Origin of the sequence: Peribacillus glennii, assembly GCF_003429105.1 — a bacterium.
Taxonomy (GTDB): Bacteria; Bacillota; Bacilli; order Bacillales; family DSM-1321; genus Peribacillus; species Peribacillus glennii.
This window is the reverse complement of record NZ_QVTD01000017.1, coordinates 17,258-32,368: the sequence shown is the minus strand read 5'-3', so window position 1 is coordinate 32,368 and position 15,111 is coordinate 17,258. Positions and strand designations below refer to the sequence as shown.

Genomic DNA, 15,111 nt, shown 5'->3' with positions numbered 1-15,111 from the left:
CTAAACGCAAAAACAGAGAGCCAAAAACTCTCTGTTTTTCTTTTAAACTCCATTATCCGGTGGTGACAGGCACCGCAGCAGCGCTTACTAATTCATGCGCCTTCATGACAAGAGCATAGCCTTGCTCAACTATATCGTAATTGCTTATTGTTTGTGCATAGCGGTCCAGGTCATCCTTCATTTGGGTGTCAACTGCGTATGTCCATTGGGTGCCATTTAGCCTGAAGACGATATTATTCGCCATTTTTATTTCACTTCGCTCTGTCAAACGCTTTTGACAGTCTTCCATTCTACAAATAGAATCATCGTCAACTAACATAACAATTGCTTCATAAATCGGGTTAATGTGTACGGACTGCAAATTTATGCCGGATAGGCGTTCGATGCCGGACAGTTTGGCATTGTCATTGTCAGAGAAAGTAAATACTTGATAATAGTCCTTTATCATCGAGTCGTATTTTATAAAATAGTATTGCCAGTCGAACATCGTCCATTTTTTCGTCTCAATTAGGGATGAAACTTTCTCCTCCATAGATTGACCGCGCGAATTCATAATGGCTGTAATAAACTTGGTAAAGAAAGGTTTCAGGGAATCTTTATTATAAGTCCATAAAAATTCAAGGTTGGCACTATTGCCGCCGAATAAATAACGTGCCCCTAAATTGCTGGATCCAATCTTCACCTGATAATTACCAATCGAAAGCATGGCACGAGATAAAAGTGCAGGACTGATCTTTTCAATCTCCATAAGCGTATAGGGAAGCTGATTAGGATAGTTAAGAAAGGCATCGATCCATAGATGAACAGCCCCTTTAAGTCTTGGTATATCCTCAAGCTTGTGAAGATCTGTCTTTAGCTGCGGATTTTTTTTAATTAGCGCCGCTTTTTCCTTCTCCTGCAACAAGCTGCGTTCGGCAATGCCGGAAAGGCTATCCATTTCAAGCAGCCCTTCATATATAGGCTTATTTAACATAACGATTTCATCAATTGCGTTCAAAATTGGACCGATATTTTCAACACGGAGGTTACTATTGAATACACCGTTATTTCCTTGGCGAATACGATTTAGTAAATTGCGAATGACACGCAGCGTATCCACTAAGTCTCCTTCCTGTTTGGCAAGCTTTTTCACGATAATTGTATAAAGAAGTATGCGTTCATCCAATTGCAGCGTATTGTTGATGCATTTATCAAAAAGCTGTATATCAGTATTGAATAAAGGCAACTCGTTAAAGATTGTTTCAAACTCCTGATGAATCTCCTGTTGGTCCTTCCATAAAGATAAAACAGCAAATAAAAACTCTATATTTTCCTTGTTATTGTATACAGCTGCTAAATCAGACACCTTACTGAAATCCTTAGTAAGAATGCCCGAACTTCTGACAGAAAGGTGGGCCTTCAGATAAAGAGCACTGCTTATAAATGTAAACAATTTCATAAAAGCATCATCAATCGTGTAATCTTTACCGCGATAGGCCCAAAGAAGATCCGTCCATTCCGTTTCAACCTTCAAAGAAAAATGCTTGCTCTCGTCAACAAAGCCGTTTTTCTCTAACAGTTGTTCAAATTGTGCCTTAAAGTTCTCAAAGGTTGAAAGAGGCTTACCGCGTGAATTCATCTTAATATACAGTTCATCGCCCAAGCCAAATCGTTTCAGCTCAAGGAAACTAAATGTGATGGGACAATCATCACTCATTAGCTTATCTAAAACCGGTTGATCTATAGATTCATAGATGTCGTGTATGGCATCTAACACGACAAGCATCCCTTCTACCGTAGGATCCATTTTCCAGCGGAACTGGAACCATTTCTTGTTTTTTATGATTGATGCCACAGTTGTTCCATTAAACTCCGTATAGGAAATGGGCTGTCTTGTTAGTTGTTCGCAAAAATCACGGGCACTGACCCTGGTTGAATACGAGAATTTTACCAATGTTTCTGAAATGTTCTTTTGTTCTTTGACAGCAAAATACCAATGCAGCAAAAACAAAACAGTGAGACGCTGTTGCCCGTCCAGGGGAGACAATACATTCTTTTCTATTGATCCATAAATGAAATCAAAATCCAGGTTCTTGTTATCGACAAGAGCACCCTTTATGTTTTCCAGTAACGAAGAACGTATTTCTATCGTCCGATCATCATTACGTCCCTGTGCGTAGTCCCGCTGAATCATCGGAATATGTACATCATAGGTTTCAAGCAGCTTCCAAAATGTATTAGGCGCAGTCATGCCTTATCTCCTTTATTGAAAGATTTCAAATGATTTTTTGATTGCCTCTAAATAGCCGCTGCGATCTGAAACGCTCCAAAGCTGGAAGTGTTCAACCTCGTGGCTATAATATTTCATAAATACATTGCGTGTACATATAGGAATGAAATTTCCCTTTTTGTCATAATCCAACAGTTTCCGATATTTAACTGGATAAAAGTGATTTCCCAGTGCACTATTTGTCCCTTGATCGAGCAAAGCCAGATTATCAAGCGTATCCAAATCAGTCCCAAATCTCTCTTCTGTGGAGCCAATAACCATGGTAAATAACTCATCGAATTCCATTTGTGTTAAATTTTGATTATGTAACTCACCCTTTAATCTCTGAATGATTGCTGCATCTGATGGGTCATGCAGCTGGTCAAACAGTTTAATAGAATCACTGATCCACGCCCGCCAAAGTTCCTTTGTCCGGAGCCCCTCTGTATTTTGGGCGTGTATATGTTCGATACTCCATTTCCCATCTACATAAGCATCAAAAGGGAATCGGACATCGTAATTCTTTTGATTTAATGTAGTTGCTATATTAAATAAGAGAAGAACATTTTTAATATGATGGTTGTCTTGTCCATACTGTAATTCACTTAAATCAATTCCATCAATTTGCTGGTAGATTTGTTTCTTTAAAGAGTTTCGAAACGCAATTTTGTCGGTGATTTCAGGATGTTCATAAACATCTATTATGTCAGCGATGTCTTTATTCTGCATTAAGTACCCGATGTAATGATAGAGCGTATGGTCCTCAAACCACTCTTCCAATAATGCTAAATATGATTTGATTTGCTGCCAGACTGTACGCAGGTCAGCTTGCTCTTGAATTTTATAAAAGGTGTAGAATTTGTCATACTGTTCGTTTTGTGTGTTTTTTGTATACAGATCAAACAGCAGCTCAATCCGGCTTGTATACTTTTTTTCCGGATTGATGAAGTACCAAAATCGGTTATCACGCAGTTTACGTTCGATAGAATCCCACTCATTGGCCATTTCAAGCTGGCGGTCTTTATTGGCAGTTAAAATAAGCGCTTTAATCAGCTCGGCATTTGTTAGCGGGATTTTACCTATATTCAAGCGGCTAAATACTTCCCTAACCTCAATTGTAGGGTCGACCTCGTACCAAATGACCTTCACGCGTTTTCCTAAAGCAATATGAAATTCATCCTCCAGCGTTTCCGAATCCATTCGTGGAGCATTGAACCAGTTTTTCACCGTTTCGTATGCCTTCTTGAAGAAAAAAAAGTCAATATTTTTTTGCGGTTCAACACTGTCTAAATTATTTAAGGTTTTCTCACTATCCGGCCGTATTTCATAGGTAATATCATAATTCGATCTTCCCAGATACGATAAAATAATTTTAATCGTGGTTAATCTCTGCTGGCCATCAATTACTTCATAATGTTTTTTGCCATTTGCTTCGCCATTGCGTTCTCGAACTACAATAGGCTGTAAACAATAAAAGTCAGACGAATCAGATTGCATAAAATCATAAATATCATTCAATAAATTCAATACCTGCTGTTCATCCCAGCGATATCCTCTTTGATAGGACGGTATGAAAAATGACATATCTCTCCGAAGATCGTTTACCGTTTTCATTTTAATGAAACTTGCCATAGTCGAACCTCCATTTTCACCCAGTTACTATCTTTCCACCATCGTTTAATTTATCGGATTACATTTTACTTTTGTTATCCAATTCGGCCCTGGCACCATCACAGTTGTAATTTCAGGTTCTCTCTTTTTCTTAATCAATCGTTCCATTAAATTCTAGCAAACTACCCTGATGAAAAATTAGCAGGGTCACATAACGCGCTACGTATGATGATATTAAATCCTTCGGAAATGCACCTCAAAAACGGGACGTTCTTCCACCTTAAGAATCAATTACGACACGAAACATCATATGTCATAAATACTCCACTTCCAACCTTTTTTTGTTGTATGCCGGTGAGCATGGAAGTCGTTGGGTCTGCTTGTACTAAACATCCTTGTCTAATTTTGTGAAACAAAATTATGGGAGAGTAAAAAGCTTCACACTTAAATAGAGTGCTGACTTGTTTACTACCGTTTTTAAAACGGGTAAAGTCCTGTGAAAGTGACATCTCAGGAGGACATATATGTATAACAAACTACGCTTACTTGCATTTTTACTCTTTATAGGATTCTTTACCTTGAGCGGGTCCGCTTCCGCAGCGCCATCAGATAAAACATCCCATGATAAGGTTGTAATGATCTCGTTTGACGGGATGCGAAATGATTTGACGAGGAAATATATAACAGAAGGTAAACTGCCTTCAATAAAAAAGGTGATGGACAATGGAATCATGGCCGAATCGTCCAAGACCATTACCCCTTCTTTAACAGCTCCCTCTCATGCTGCGATCGCTACAGGAGCGACTCCTTCCAAAACCGGTTTTGTCAGCAACCAATGGCATGAACCTGAAACAGAACTTCTCAATACCAAGGATGCATTTAAAAACCGACTGCAGGTTAATCCCCTTTGGGTAGAGGCAAAAAAACAAGGGAAGACGACCGCGACAGTAGCTTTTGCCGGTGCCAACCCGACGGCCGGACATCAAGGGAATTATTCTGTCTATTATGGAGAAACGTGGTCCCCGAGTAATTTGGAAAAGCTCTCATTTAAGGAAGCACACGGCTGGAAATATCCCGGGACACATTTCGGCCCATTATTTGAAGCAAGTTTTGAGGTACAGATGGAGAAAGCAAAGAATCAAATCATTCATGTTTTGGCTGTTGATTCCACCAATGACGGCAAAAGAAACTATCTAACATTCATATTGTCCGACGATAAACAGGTCGATGAAAAGGATGCAGTCGCAGAGCGAGATGAATGGGCGTCTCTCCCCTTGCCTGTAAAAGGCGGCCTTATGGCAGGATTTTGGTTTAAATTCAAGGAGACACCGGATGACTTAAATGGCGTCACGATGTACCGGACTGCCGTTTCCTCGGGTGTTATCGACGGCCCTCACGGCTTTGCAAAGGATATTCACGATACATTCGGTTTTTTCCCAGTACAGGATGATTCGGAAGCCTTTAACAAGGGATGGATCTCGCGGGAGGAATATGAACAAATCAGCACAAGGTTTGTCGATTGGGTTACGGATGTATCACTGTATATCAAGAATAAATACAAGCCCGATTTGTTAATGTTTTACGCGCCGCAAATCGATCATGAGGAGCATCAATTTTTACTGACCGATCCACGGCAGCCTGGCTACACAAAGGAAAAGTCAAAGAAGTATATGGGTTACGTTGAATGGTCGTACAAACTAGCCGATCAAGTCGTAGGCAGGACACTTGAATCCCTTAAAAGCAGGGATCACTTATTCATTGTATCCGATCATGGCATGGAGCCTGCCCATTCGATGCTCAATCCTAATCATCTGTTAAAGAAAGCAGGCCTGTTGAAGCTTGATGAAGAGGGCAAAATTGATAGTAAGAATTCAAGCGCGTATGCAGTGTCCTCCAGTGGAACTGCACATGTATACATTAATGTAAAAGAAAGGGAAAAGGGAGGGGCCGTTCCATGGGATGATTACGAAGAAGTAGAAAAGAAAATCGTGCAATTGTTTAGAACTTATCAAATCAAGCCAACGGGGAAGTTCAGCTACTTCAAGCATACAATCAGGGAAACCGCCGAAAGCATACCCAGTCAGGGCTTCAATATTCCGCTTTACAAGGAGAATGCTATAAATCTCTATCATTATTTAATCGAAGAAAAAGTCCACCCTTATAAAAACGTAATCATTACAAAGAGAATAGACAGTCTCGATAATAAGCATTCAGGGGATATTCTCTTGCTGGCCGGATCCGGCTATGTCATGGGAAAAGATTACAAGAAAGCAGTTACACCTACCCTGGAACTGGGAACCCATGGCGGAGATCCAGACCGTGAAAAATTAAAACCGGTGTTCCTTGCCATAGGAGATCGGATCGAAAAAGATAAAACGATCCATCCCATATCGAACCTGGACATTGCACCTACCGTATACAGTCTCTTAGGACTGCGAACCCCTTCATTTGTCGAAGGGAAAAAGATTAAAGAAGGGATAAAAGAGTAGCAGCCCACCTTTTGCTGCAACTGCATTTTTAATCCCTGGTTAATAGGTAACGCCTGTCACTCCCCGAATAATTCCGGGGAGTGGCAGGCTCAGTTTAATCGTAAAACCTCCGCATCTAACTTCTTTTCTCGCTTACAGCGTTTGGTCTATTTTCTCATAATATCCGCCGCCTTTTTCTCGAGAAAAAGGTACCGAGGTACCATCGCCATCCACTGCTATTCTTCCAGGAGGATCTACAAATTCTATTCTAATGATGCACCCTCCATGTATACCTTCCAAACCATCTAACACTGCTAAGCATCCATTGAATAAGCAATTGCCCCTATCCCGAATAAGTCTTAGCCTAATAAGGGGCCAGAATTGTATCTTTTTCGATATAAGTGTTGTCGCTATCCATCTTATAAGTGGTAAAATATTACTATATTTTCAAAAAAAGAGGTGCTACTTTTGTTTAGCTATTTGAAAAAATCAGTTGGCGGTCTCGCTATTGTTTTCCTCGCTCTATTATTTCTAGAGAATGCGGGGTCTGCTGAGGCAAGCGGGAAGGCAAAACTATATGTAGCCAAGTCCGGAATCGCAATAGGTGAAACGATACAGTCGAAGATTCAAAATCCTCCAAAAGAGCTGAAAGGATCATTCACCTTTACATCGAGCAATGCCAAGGTGGCCGTTGTCAATAAGACTGGCAAAATAACTGGAAAAGGTCTGGGTTCGGCAACGATTACAGCCCGGAATGGAAAAGGTAAGCTAAAGGCTGTGATCCAAGTAAAACCTGACGTTAAAAAGATTGCCCTATCACAAAAACCAGGCGTTATTTACGTGAATGATACCTTTAAAATCGATGCCCGTGTCACCATGAATCCGGCGAACAGCAAACCGCCAAAATTAACCTATGAATCTACCGATATGGAATTCGTGTCGGTTGATCAAAAAGGAACCGTAACGGGATTAAAAGAAGGCAGAGCTAATATTGTCGTAAAAGCTGGGGCCAAGTCGGTAATCCTTCCTGTTCAAGCTTCTTCTAAAATTGAAAAATTTGATGTCAGGGCCGAAAAATCGGTCATTTCCCCCGGGGAACAAACGTCGCTTCAAACGATTATCAAAATGAAAAAAGCAGAATTCAGCCCCGCTAACATTGAATACGAAATCAGCCCTGCAAATGTTCTGTCGATCGATGATGACGGCACGATTACCGGGCTTCAGGAAGGCACGGCCACAATCATGGCAATTGCCGAAGATAAACAAAAACAGCTCACCGTAAAGGTATCTGATTATTTATGGACGGCCAATACACGCCCTGGAATAAGTATTTGGAATGTTACCTGGTCCGATGACGCAAAGCTCTTTGCTTATGGCCAATCAGTGTATGATGCTAAAACCGGAAGAGTAATCAGAACCTTTGAAGGTGCCGTGGACTTCCACGGAAACGGGCTATGGGAAACAGAGGCAAATGGAAAGATCACTCAATATACGAATCAGTTTAAGCGAATTAAAACATTAGATACGGAAATGAATATAGAACTTTTCTCGATTGATAAATATGAACGGCGCTACACTCCTGACGGAAAATGGCTGGCCCTTGCAAATGGCTATGACAAACAGTTAATAAATCTACATACTGGAGAACTGGAACTTCAATACAAAAAGATTTCCCAAAATAGCTGGGATAGCAGTTCTTGGGATGGCGGGGATACTTTTTTAACGATGAGCCATGATGGCAATAAAGTCGCCATATCTGCTAATTTGTTCCCAAATAGAAACCACATCCATTTATTTGACACCTTTAAAAACACGACTGAAGAATATTTACCTGTCATAAATTTAAGAGGGATTGATTTCAGTAAGGATGACCGATATTTAGTAGTCCTCTCGGGAGAGGGCAGTGATTCCAAGATTGAATTTATCAACCTTGGGACAAGCATGGTCGATCATGCAATTGATGCGCAAGACAGCCAAATAAATGATTTCACCTTAAGCTCTGACGGAAAAATGATAGGGGTCTCAAAGGAAAACGGTTCCGTTGAGATATACAAAACTGACAGTATGGTATTAATAAAACATCTCAATACGCAATATAACAAACAACAAATTAAGCTTGAGAGAGAACCCAAACCCGCACTGAATGTTTCATTCAGTCCCGATGGAAAGTCCCTGCTTGTATTATATAAAAATGATTCAATCCAGCCGGGCAGCACACCCCATGATACCATCTTATGGAATGTATCGACTCTTCAAAACCAAATGAAAGAGTGATGAAAAGAAAAAATTTTAGTGACGGTTTTGCTGAAAATATCATATTTTATATCAAGCCTATATATTTCATTGCAAACACTTATAAACTTTCTTTATTCGAGAATGAAAGGACAGAATGAAAGCCCCGACTCTTTAGAGAAGGGGCTTGTCCTGTCTATTAGCTTTGCAGCTTACTCTTCAGTGTTCTTGTTATCGTTAATAAATTACAGGGTTTTACGATAGACAACGCTGGAAAATCCACTGTATATTTTTTTACCGTCTACAATGCGGTACGCTCTTACTTTGTAATAGTATGTCCTGCCTTTGGTCAATCTTGTGTTTGTGTAGCTTACAGCTGAACCTGATGTAAGAGTCTTCACCTTCGTATAAGTCCCTTTAGAGCTGGCCGCCCTAAAGATTTCATAACCGCTGGCTTCACTAACCTTACTCCATGATAATTTCGTAGACGTGCTGCTTGCTTTAGCGGCTTTCAATCCAAAAGGTCTGGCAAGAACAGGAATGCCGCTTACTGTACTGGAGTATGAGCTGTAAACTTTTGTTCCATTCACCGTGCGATAGGCACGTATTTTGTAAAAATAAGCCTTATTAGTTGAAAGAGTGCGGTCGGAATAGGCCAATGTACTGGAACTAGCCGTTGCAATCTTGTTGTAGTCTCCGGTTTTAGAGGAAGCCCGGAAAATTTCGTATCCTTGTGCACCCGAAACACGTCCCCAACTTACTTTCACCTGGCTGAAGCCTGCCGACACTGCTTTAACAGATGCCGGAGCTGCTGTGTTCTTGGCATATCGTGCATATAAAACCAAGTTAGAGCTGATGGCCGTTTTCAGGCTGTAAGGTGATGTGTCTTTCGAAGACTTAAACCATCCGACAAAAGTATAGCCTGATCGCGCCGGAACTTTTGGTGCGGCGACAAGTGTTCCATGATCAACCTTGTTCGTTGCGATGCTCCGTCCGTCGTCATTTTTAAATGTAACGGTATATTGGTTGATCTTATATTTTGCCGTAATCGTTAGATCTGTTGTGACTGTTTTGAAATCCTGATTCCAGCCTGTGAAGGTATATCCCGTCTTCTTTACGGCTGGAGCTATGGCTGTCGCTCCATGGTTAATCATTTGGGTGCTGATCACCGCTCCATCATCATTCTTGAATACAACCTTATACTGATTCACCTTATACTGGGCGGTGACTGTCAAATCAGACGTGATAGTATTAAAGACCTGGTTCCATCCGGCAAAGGTATATCCTGTTCGTTTTGGCGGCATAGTGGCCGCCGCCGCTGAGCCGTGAGCTACTTTTGAAGTACTCAAGATTGTACCATTGTAGTCCTCGAATATCACTGTGTAGGTGATGGGCTGATATTTCGCAGAAACGGTTAGATCGGTTGCTACGTTGGTAAAATTCCGGTCCCACTCTATGAAAGTATGTCCAACTTTAGATGGGTCTGCCGGCGCTTGCGCTGATCCGCCATATTCAACCTTTTGAGCCCCAATCTCCGTTCCATCCCAATCTTTGAAAATAACGGTATATTGATTGATTTCAAATTTAGCAGTGACTGTTAAATCAGCAGTGATCGTACCAAACTCTTTGTCCCACCCGGTGAAGGTATAACCTGTCTTATTTGGATTCGGCGGAGGGGTAATGGTTGAGCCATAGCCAACCTGGCCGGACTTCAGCACGTTTCCATCCTCATTCTTAAAGACCACCGTAAATTGCTTTATTTCATATTTAGCCTTCACCGTCAAATCGGAGGTGACCTTATTATAGTCGGTATCCCAACCCGTAAATGTATAACCTGTTCTGGATGGTTCCTCCGGCGGCGTTGCCGATGAACCTTCGACGATTGTTTCAGCTTTCAGTTCTTTCCCATCGTAATCTATAAACTTCACATCATATTTTTCTTGTACGGAAGCATTAACAAAAGCGGTAAGGTCTCCATGTGTAATGGCAACGGTTTGCTGTCCAGCCCGGTCTTTATCAAATCCGCTGACCATGTCTGCTACTACTGGAACTTCGAACTCCTCTCCGCGGCTTGTCCGAACCGAAAGCGCCGCCCCTTCAGCTTGAAAATCTTCGCCTTTTACATACGATAACTTTTCAGGCACGCTTTTCAAAATGACATTCAGATTCATTTCTTTTTCTATGGCAGGCATGCCCTTTAATTGAGGGAATACATAATCAGCATTTCCCTCCATCCAAATATTTTGGAAATCGAAACCTTTGAAAGCGGGCTGCTGCATCATTTCTGCAAAGCTTACTTCAACCCCATAATCTTTGATGTTTGTTGGCTGATGCAGGGCAATGGAACTATCCATATAGTAGCCATCCTCTACACTGGCTGATTCCCAAGGGGCGCCTCCAATAATCCCGCCGAAAGGAAATACCGACTCTTTGCGGTCAGATAAGCTGCCAGCATGATAAGAACGTTTTATGACGGCCCCTGATTCTGCAAATCCAGCAATTCCGCCACCATTATCTGTAGCGATGATGGCACCGATATTGAAGGTGTCCGACACATTCGAGCCGACCAATCCACCGGAGATTCCTCCCGCTGTATCTCCGTTCACTGTGCCGGTGTTATACGATTGTTTGATCGAGGACTTTTGGCTATCGGATCCCAATATCCCGCCAACCGTGTTCCCGCTTACCATGCCATTATTGGATGATTTGGCAATACTGGACTGGTTGCTTGATCCAGCAATGCCGCCGGCTAGTCCACCTTTAACACTGCCAATATTCTGGCCTTGCGAAATAGTGGTGCCATAAAATTCTCCTGCTATCCCACCTGCCACAAAATTACCTGTGACCTTACCTTTATTTATACAATCGGCTATGATGCCATTGCTCCCACGATTCATTCCTGCAATTCCAGCGGCTGTTAGACCGGTAATCTCACCGAGGTTTTCACTATCAGTTATGGTTGAACTGGATGTAGACCCTGCAATTCCTCCTGCAAGACCCCGCTCTTCACTTCCAGTAATCCTGCCTGTATTTTGGCTGTTGCTTATCTTCATTCCAGTTAATGATCCGACAATTCCTCCTGAACGCTCAGTTCCTGAAATACCACCCTTATTGCTTACATTATCAAAAGTTGCTTCTATGCCAGTTGCATCTCCGACTATCCCGCCGGCATGTGTCCCCTGAACAGGACCAGTATTTTCGGAGTATGTAAGGGAAGACTCAGTCAAATATCCGACAATTCCTCCCGCGTTTTCTCTATCAGCACTAGTCTGTTTAGTCAGAATAGCCCCTGCATTTGAGCTGTGGCTAATGGAGGAAGGCTCTCCTATCTGGTCAGAAATCTGTCCGGCAATTCCACCGGCATAGGTCATATAGTTCGATTCGGCAGTTATATCGCCAGAGTTGGAGCTATTCAAAATACTAGAACGATAGGATGTGCCATTTATTCCTCCAACGTTTGCCCTGCCATCACCTGCAGAAGGTTTGGTGGACGCAGAGATATCTCCGTAGTTATGGGAGTTTTCGATGGTTGTTTCTTGGCTATAACCGACAACTCCGCCAACATTATCGTCCCCAGAGTTTTTTGGATTTTCAATTATGCTCAATGTCTTACCCTGGACAGCCCCATTATTGATACAATCTGTTATTTGCGAAGTATCGCCGTTTCCTATTAATCCGCCAACGTAGGACGAAGTATTAATAGACTTATATGCATAGTCATTATTATTGGAGAATGTGATCACCCCATTAAACTCGCAATTAGTAACCTTGCTTTCCTGAACAGAACCCGCCAATCCGCCAATAAAAAGAGATTTATGCAACCCCTCTGGACTATCCGATGTATGGGTCATATCCATTTTAATTATAGCGTCTTCGAATATGATATTTTTGAATTCAGCAAGATAACAGTACCCAAATAAACCGGCATATACGGTTTCCCCAGAAGAAGGAGTGTTGATTGACATTCCACTTATTTTATACCCGTTTCCATCGAGAACTCCTTTGAAATAGGAATGAGGATCCCCGATTGGTTCCCAACCTTTTCCTCCATGGTAAAACTCCCCACCCTCTGAAAGGGCAGCCGTCATATCGATGTCATTCATCAGAATATATTTTCCGCTGAGATTGTCCCGTATCTTATCCAGGTCGGCAACTGAATAAATGGCCATAAACCCCTCAGGGACTGTGTCCAATTGTTTAAAATCAGAGGCGCTTGCTACGTTGGGCTGCGAGGAACCCAGCGGTCCCACTTCTAAAAATAAGACTAGCCCTAAAATTAATAATAATAGAGCCCTGATTATTATATGTTTCATAATTCCTCCACAATTTTATGATAGTTGCTTCCAATTATTCAGCCTTTCTCCTCTTAAGGAAATAGATGCATTATTATTTTACCGTTTAGAGAAAAACATGGATAATGGTGCATTTTGGGATTTAAAGAAGCAACTACCAGTCTAATTGTTCGATGGAAAGTAATACCCTTTCCTCTGTGTTAAACGCCCTGACGAGTTGCAATCTTCCTGGGCATTTTTTGTCCCCTCTTTCCGATATATACTTTTTTGAATTCTTGAATCCGTTCTCAGCCCCCTCCAATTCCCAGAATCTCTCTCATGTTGGCTAATCCCTGCGAATGACTTCTTCGGCTGCCGGCTTGAGAGGGATGTTAAGAATCAAAGAGTCTCCATTGCATCAGGAATTACACGAGTCCCAACAAGCAGCGCTCCGGTGAGATCCAAACTTTAGGCGGACAAACCGACACAGCTGCGAACTACAGATGCCTTTCTTTCGGGCTTCAATATTAATATAATATTCCATACAAAAACCCGAACTGAATTCAGTTCGGGTTTTTTGTGAATTTGATGAAAAACGAACCATTAGATTGAATGGTTAACAAAAAAATTTGACAGTATAAGTGTAAACACTTAAATACGCTCATTAAACAGGATTTTGTCAAATTCCCACTCATAAAATTCATCATATTTATCAATCTAAAACTGTATCTTATCTATAAGTTTGAATTATTGATCGTTAAAATAACGTACTGTCACAAGGGGGTAAGCCAATTGGATTTTTCAAAAAAACAGAAAGCAGCGATCCTTAAAGCGAAAGAGGTTTTACACGATCCAAAACAAAAACCAATTAGAACGAAACGTGTAAGAGCAAGTGAACTAAATACGGCTTCAGAATTCATCTCTAATAATCACTACATACAGAGTATATTAGCTAAAAAGTTTAACATAGATAGATAACTCATTTGACAATTGGAGATTTGTTCTCCTAATGCCGTTCAATCAGGTTAGTCACCAGCGGGTCATTTGCCCGTATTCTAACAGCTCTTTTCCTGACTCTGGGAGGTCTTGATGAATCTGATGTAGTGCCGGATAACACTTTCTTGGCCCGTAACACCGCATCAATATAAGCCTGTGAGGTAAGTTCTAGGGTGATAACTTTATTTGGATTCTTAGCCATAAATATTCACCTCTTTCGTTAATTATACCTGAACCTTGTCTAGTATTTCCAGTGATAAATAGTCGTCTTCATATTGCTTAGCTAATTCCACAATACCCAGTAATACTGATCTATCATACTGATCGAATTCCGATCTATGACGTGAAAGGACAATAAAAGTTTCTTTTTCCTCAAATACTCCTTTATATATGAGATAACTTTTTTCGTGAATATTATCCCGGTTAAACTTATTGATAATAACCGGTTCCATTTCTTCGTCTATATATCCGAGGCTGTCCATTACTCTGCTAGAGAAGATATACGGATCAAACATCATTTCTTCCTTTGTGATCAACTCAAATGAAAAAGGCGTACCTAACTCTGCTTTATAAAAATCTCTCATTTCTTGCAGGAACTCAAACAGAAACTGATTTATTTCCCCTGTGTGTTTCTGCTCCATATAATATTCTTTCTCAACTGTCCGCGTCATTTCTGCAAGAAACTTTGTTTTAGAAGCAGTTAATTCAAATGTTTCAATAATGGCCTCGTCTTTATCATTGACCTCAAACTCCAGATTGAATATCTTAAATCTCCTAAGTCTATAAAGCCCAGCTGGAATCACCAAAAACATTAAAACCACCACTAAGAGATAGAACAAATTGCTTAACAATATTTGCACAACTTTATTCTGTACGATTGGCTTTACCACTAATTCCGTCACGGTGATCTTACTTTCTTTTTTCTTCTCACCTGTACTTTTTTCCTGTTTATTAACCATTTCTTTCTCATTGCTTGCAGATGTTTTTCCGTTACCCTTTTCAATGTCCTTTGAATCGGATTGCTCTGTTTGCGAATTTTCTTTACTCTTAACATTATAGAGCTCGACGATAGTATGTAAAACTATTACCGTTACTAAAACGATATACAAACCAATGGTAATACTCCTCATCCAGTCAGAGAAAGCAGGTTTATCAGTTTTAAATTGGTTCATTTCATCACCCTATATCTATTTCATCACTATATAAAACCTAAGTTAATAGTATCCTTCCAACCCTTTTAAACCAATACTTGAAATCTTCACAGTCAAAATAAACAACCTCCTGA

Annotated in this window: 8 protein-coding genes; 3 read left to right on the top strand and 5 right to left on the bottom strand. The window is 40.9% G+C overall.

The window, feature by feature from the left end; all coding sequences use genetic code 11:
• Positions 1–52: 52 nt before the first annotated feature.
• Together D0466_RS19180 and D0466_RS19175 are read right to left on the bottom strand one after the other, a co-directional pair.
• Positions 53–2,230, bottom strand: coding sequence for a DUF262 domain-containing protein (locus D0466_RS19180; protein WP_117324143.1), 2,178 nt, complete (start codon positions 2,228–2,230; stop codon positions 53–55).
• Positions 2,231–2,242: 12 nt separating this feature from the next.
• Positions 2,243–3,880 carry a DUF262 domain-containing protein gene (locus D0466_RS19175; RefSeq protein ID WP_117324142.1) on the bottom strand — a complete coding sequence of 546 codons (1,638 nt, stop codon included), beginning with the start codon at positions 3,878–3,880 and terminating at the stop codon, positions 2,243–2,245.
• A 503-nt stretch (positions 3,881–4,383) separates the two neighbouring features.
• Between D0466_RS19175 and D0466_RS19170 the strand changes: the two genes are divergently transcribed.
• Positions 4,384–6,348, top strand: a complete 1,965-nt coding sequence (locus tag D0466_RS19170; protein ID WP_117324141.1) for an alkaline phosphatase family protein — start codon at positions 4,384–4,386, stop codon at positions 6,346–6,348.
• A gap of 447 nt (positions 6,349–6,795) precedes the next feature.
• Positions 6,796–8,601, top strand: coding sequence for an Ig-like domain-containing protein (locus tag D0466_RS19165; RefSeq protein ID WP_158555960.1), 1,806 nt, complete (start codon positions 6,796–6,798; stop codon positions 8,599–8,601).
• 203 nt (positions 8,602–8,804) lie between these two features.
• Here the strand turns inward: D0466_RS19165 and D0466_RS19160 are convergent, their stop codons facing one another.
• Positions 8,805–12,872, bottom strand: a complete 4,068-nt coding sequence (locus D0466_RS19160) for an InlB B-repeat-containing protein (protein ID WP_117324139.1) — start codon at positions 12,870–12,872, stop codon at positions 8,805–8,807.
• A gap of 750 nt (positions 12,873–13,622) precedes the next feature.
• On the opposite strand from D0466_RS19160, the gene D0466_RS19155 reads away from it, so the two are divergent.
• On the top strand, positions 13,623–13,808 hold the full coding sequence (locus D0466_RS19155; RefSeq protein ID WP_117324138.1) for a hypothetical protein: 186 nt from the start codon (positions 13,623–13,625) through the stop codon (positions 13,806–13,808).
• 28 nt (positions 13,809–13,836) lie between these two features.
• On the opposite strand, the gene D0466_RS19150 is transcribed toward D0466_RS19155, so the two are convergent.
• Positions 13,837–14,028, bottom strand: coding sequence for a hypothetical protein (locus D0466_RS19150; protein ID WP_117324137.1), 192 nt, complete (start codon positions 14,026–14,028; stop codon positions 13,837–13,839).
• A gap of 22 nt (positions 14,029–14,050) precedes the next feature.
• On the bottom strand, positions 14,051–14,998 hold the full coding sequence (locus D0466_RS19145; protein WP_117324136.1) for a hypothetical protein: 948 nt from the start codon (positions 14,996–14,998) through the stop codon (positions 14,051–14,053).
• Between the last annotated feature and the right edge of the window lie 113 nt (positions 14,999–15,111).

What these genes read in the sequence shown, in the direction of transcription:
- D0466_RS19175 (WP_117324142.1), bottom strand. Translation starts at nt 3,880, where the DNA reads ATGGCAAGTTTCATTAAAATGAAAACGGTAAACGATCTTCGGAGAGAT.
- D0466_RS19145 (WP_117324136.1), bottom strand. Translation starts at nt 14,998, where the DNA reads ATGAACCAATTTAAAACTGATAAACCTGCTTTCTCTGACTGGATGAGG.
- D0466_RS19180 (WP_117324143.1), bottom strand. Translation starts at nt 2,230, where the DNA reads ATGACTGCGCCTAATACATTTTGGAAGCTGCTTGAAACCTATGATGTA.
- D0466_RS19170 (WP_117324141.1), top strand. Translation starts at nt 4,384, where the DNA reads ATGTATAACAAACTACGCTTACTTGCATTTTTACTCTTTATAGGATTC.
- D0466_RS19150 (WP_117324137.1), bottom strand. Translation starts at nt 14,028, where the DNA reads ATGGCTAAGAATCCAAATAAAGTTATCACCCTAGAACTTACCTCACAG.
- D0466_RS19160 (WP_117324139.1), bottom strand. Translation starts at nt 12,872, where the DNA reads ATGAAACATATAATAATCAGGGCTCTATTATTATTAATTTTAGGGCTA.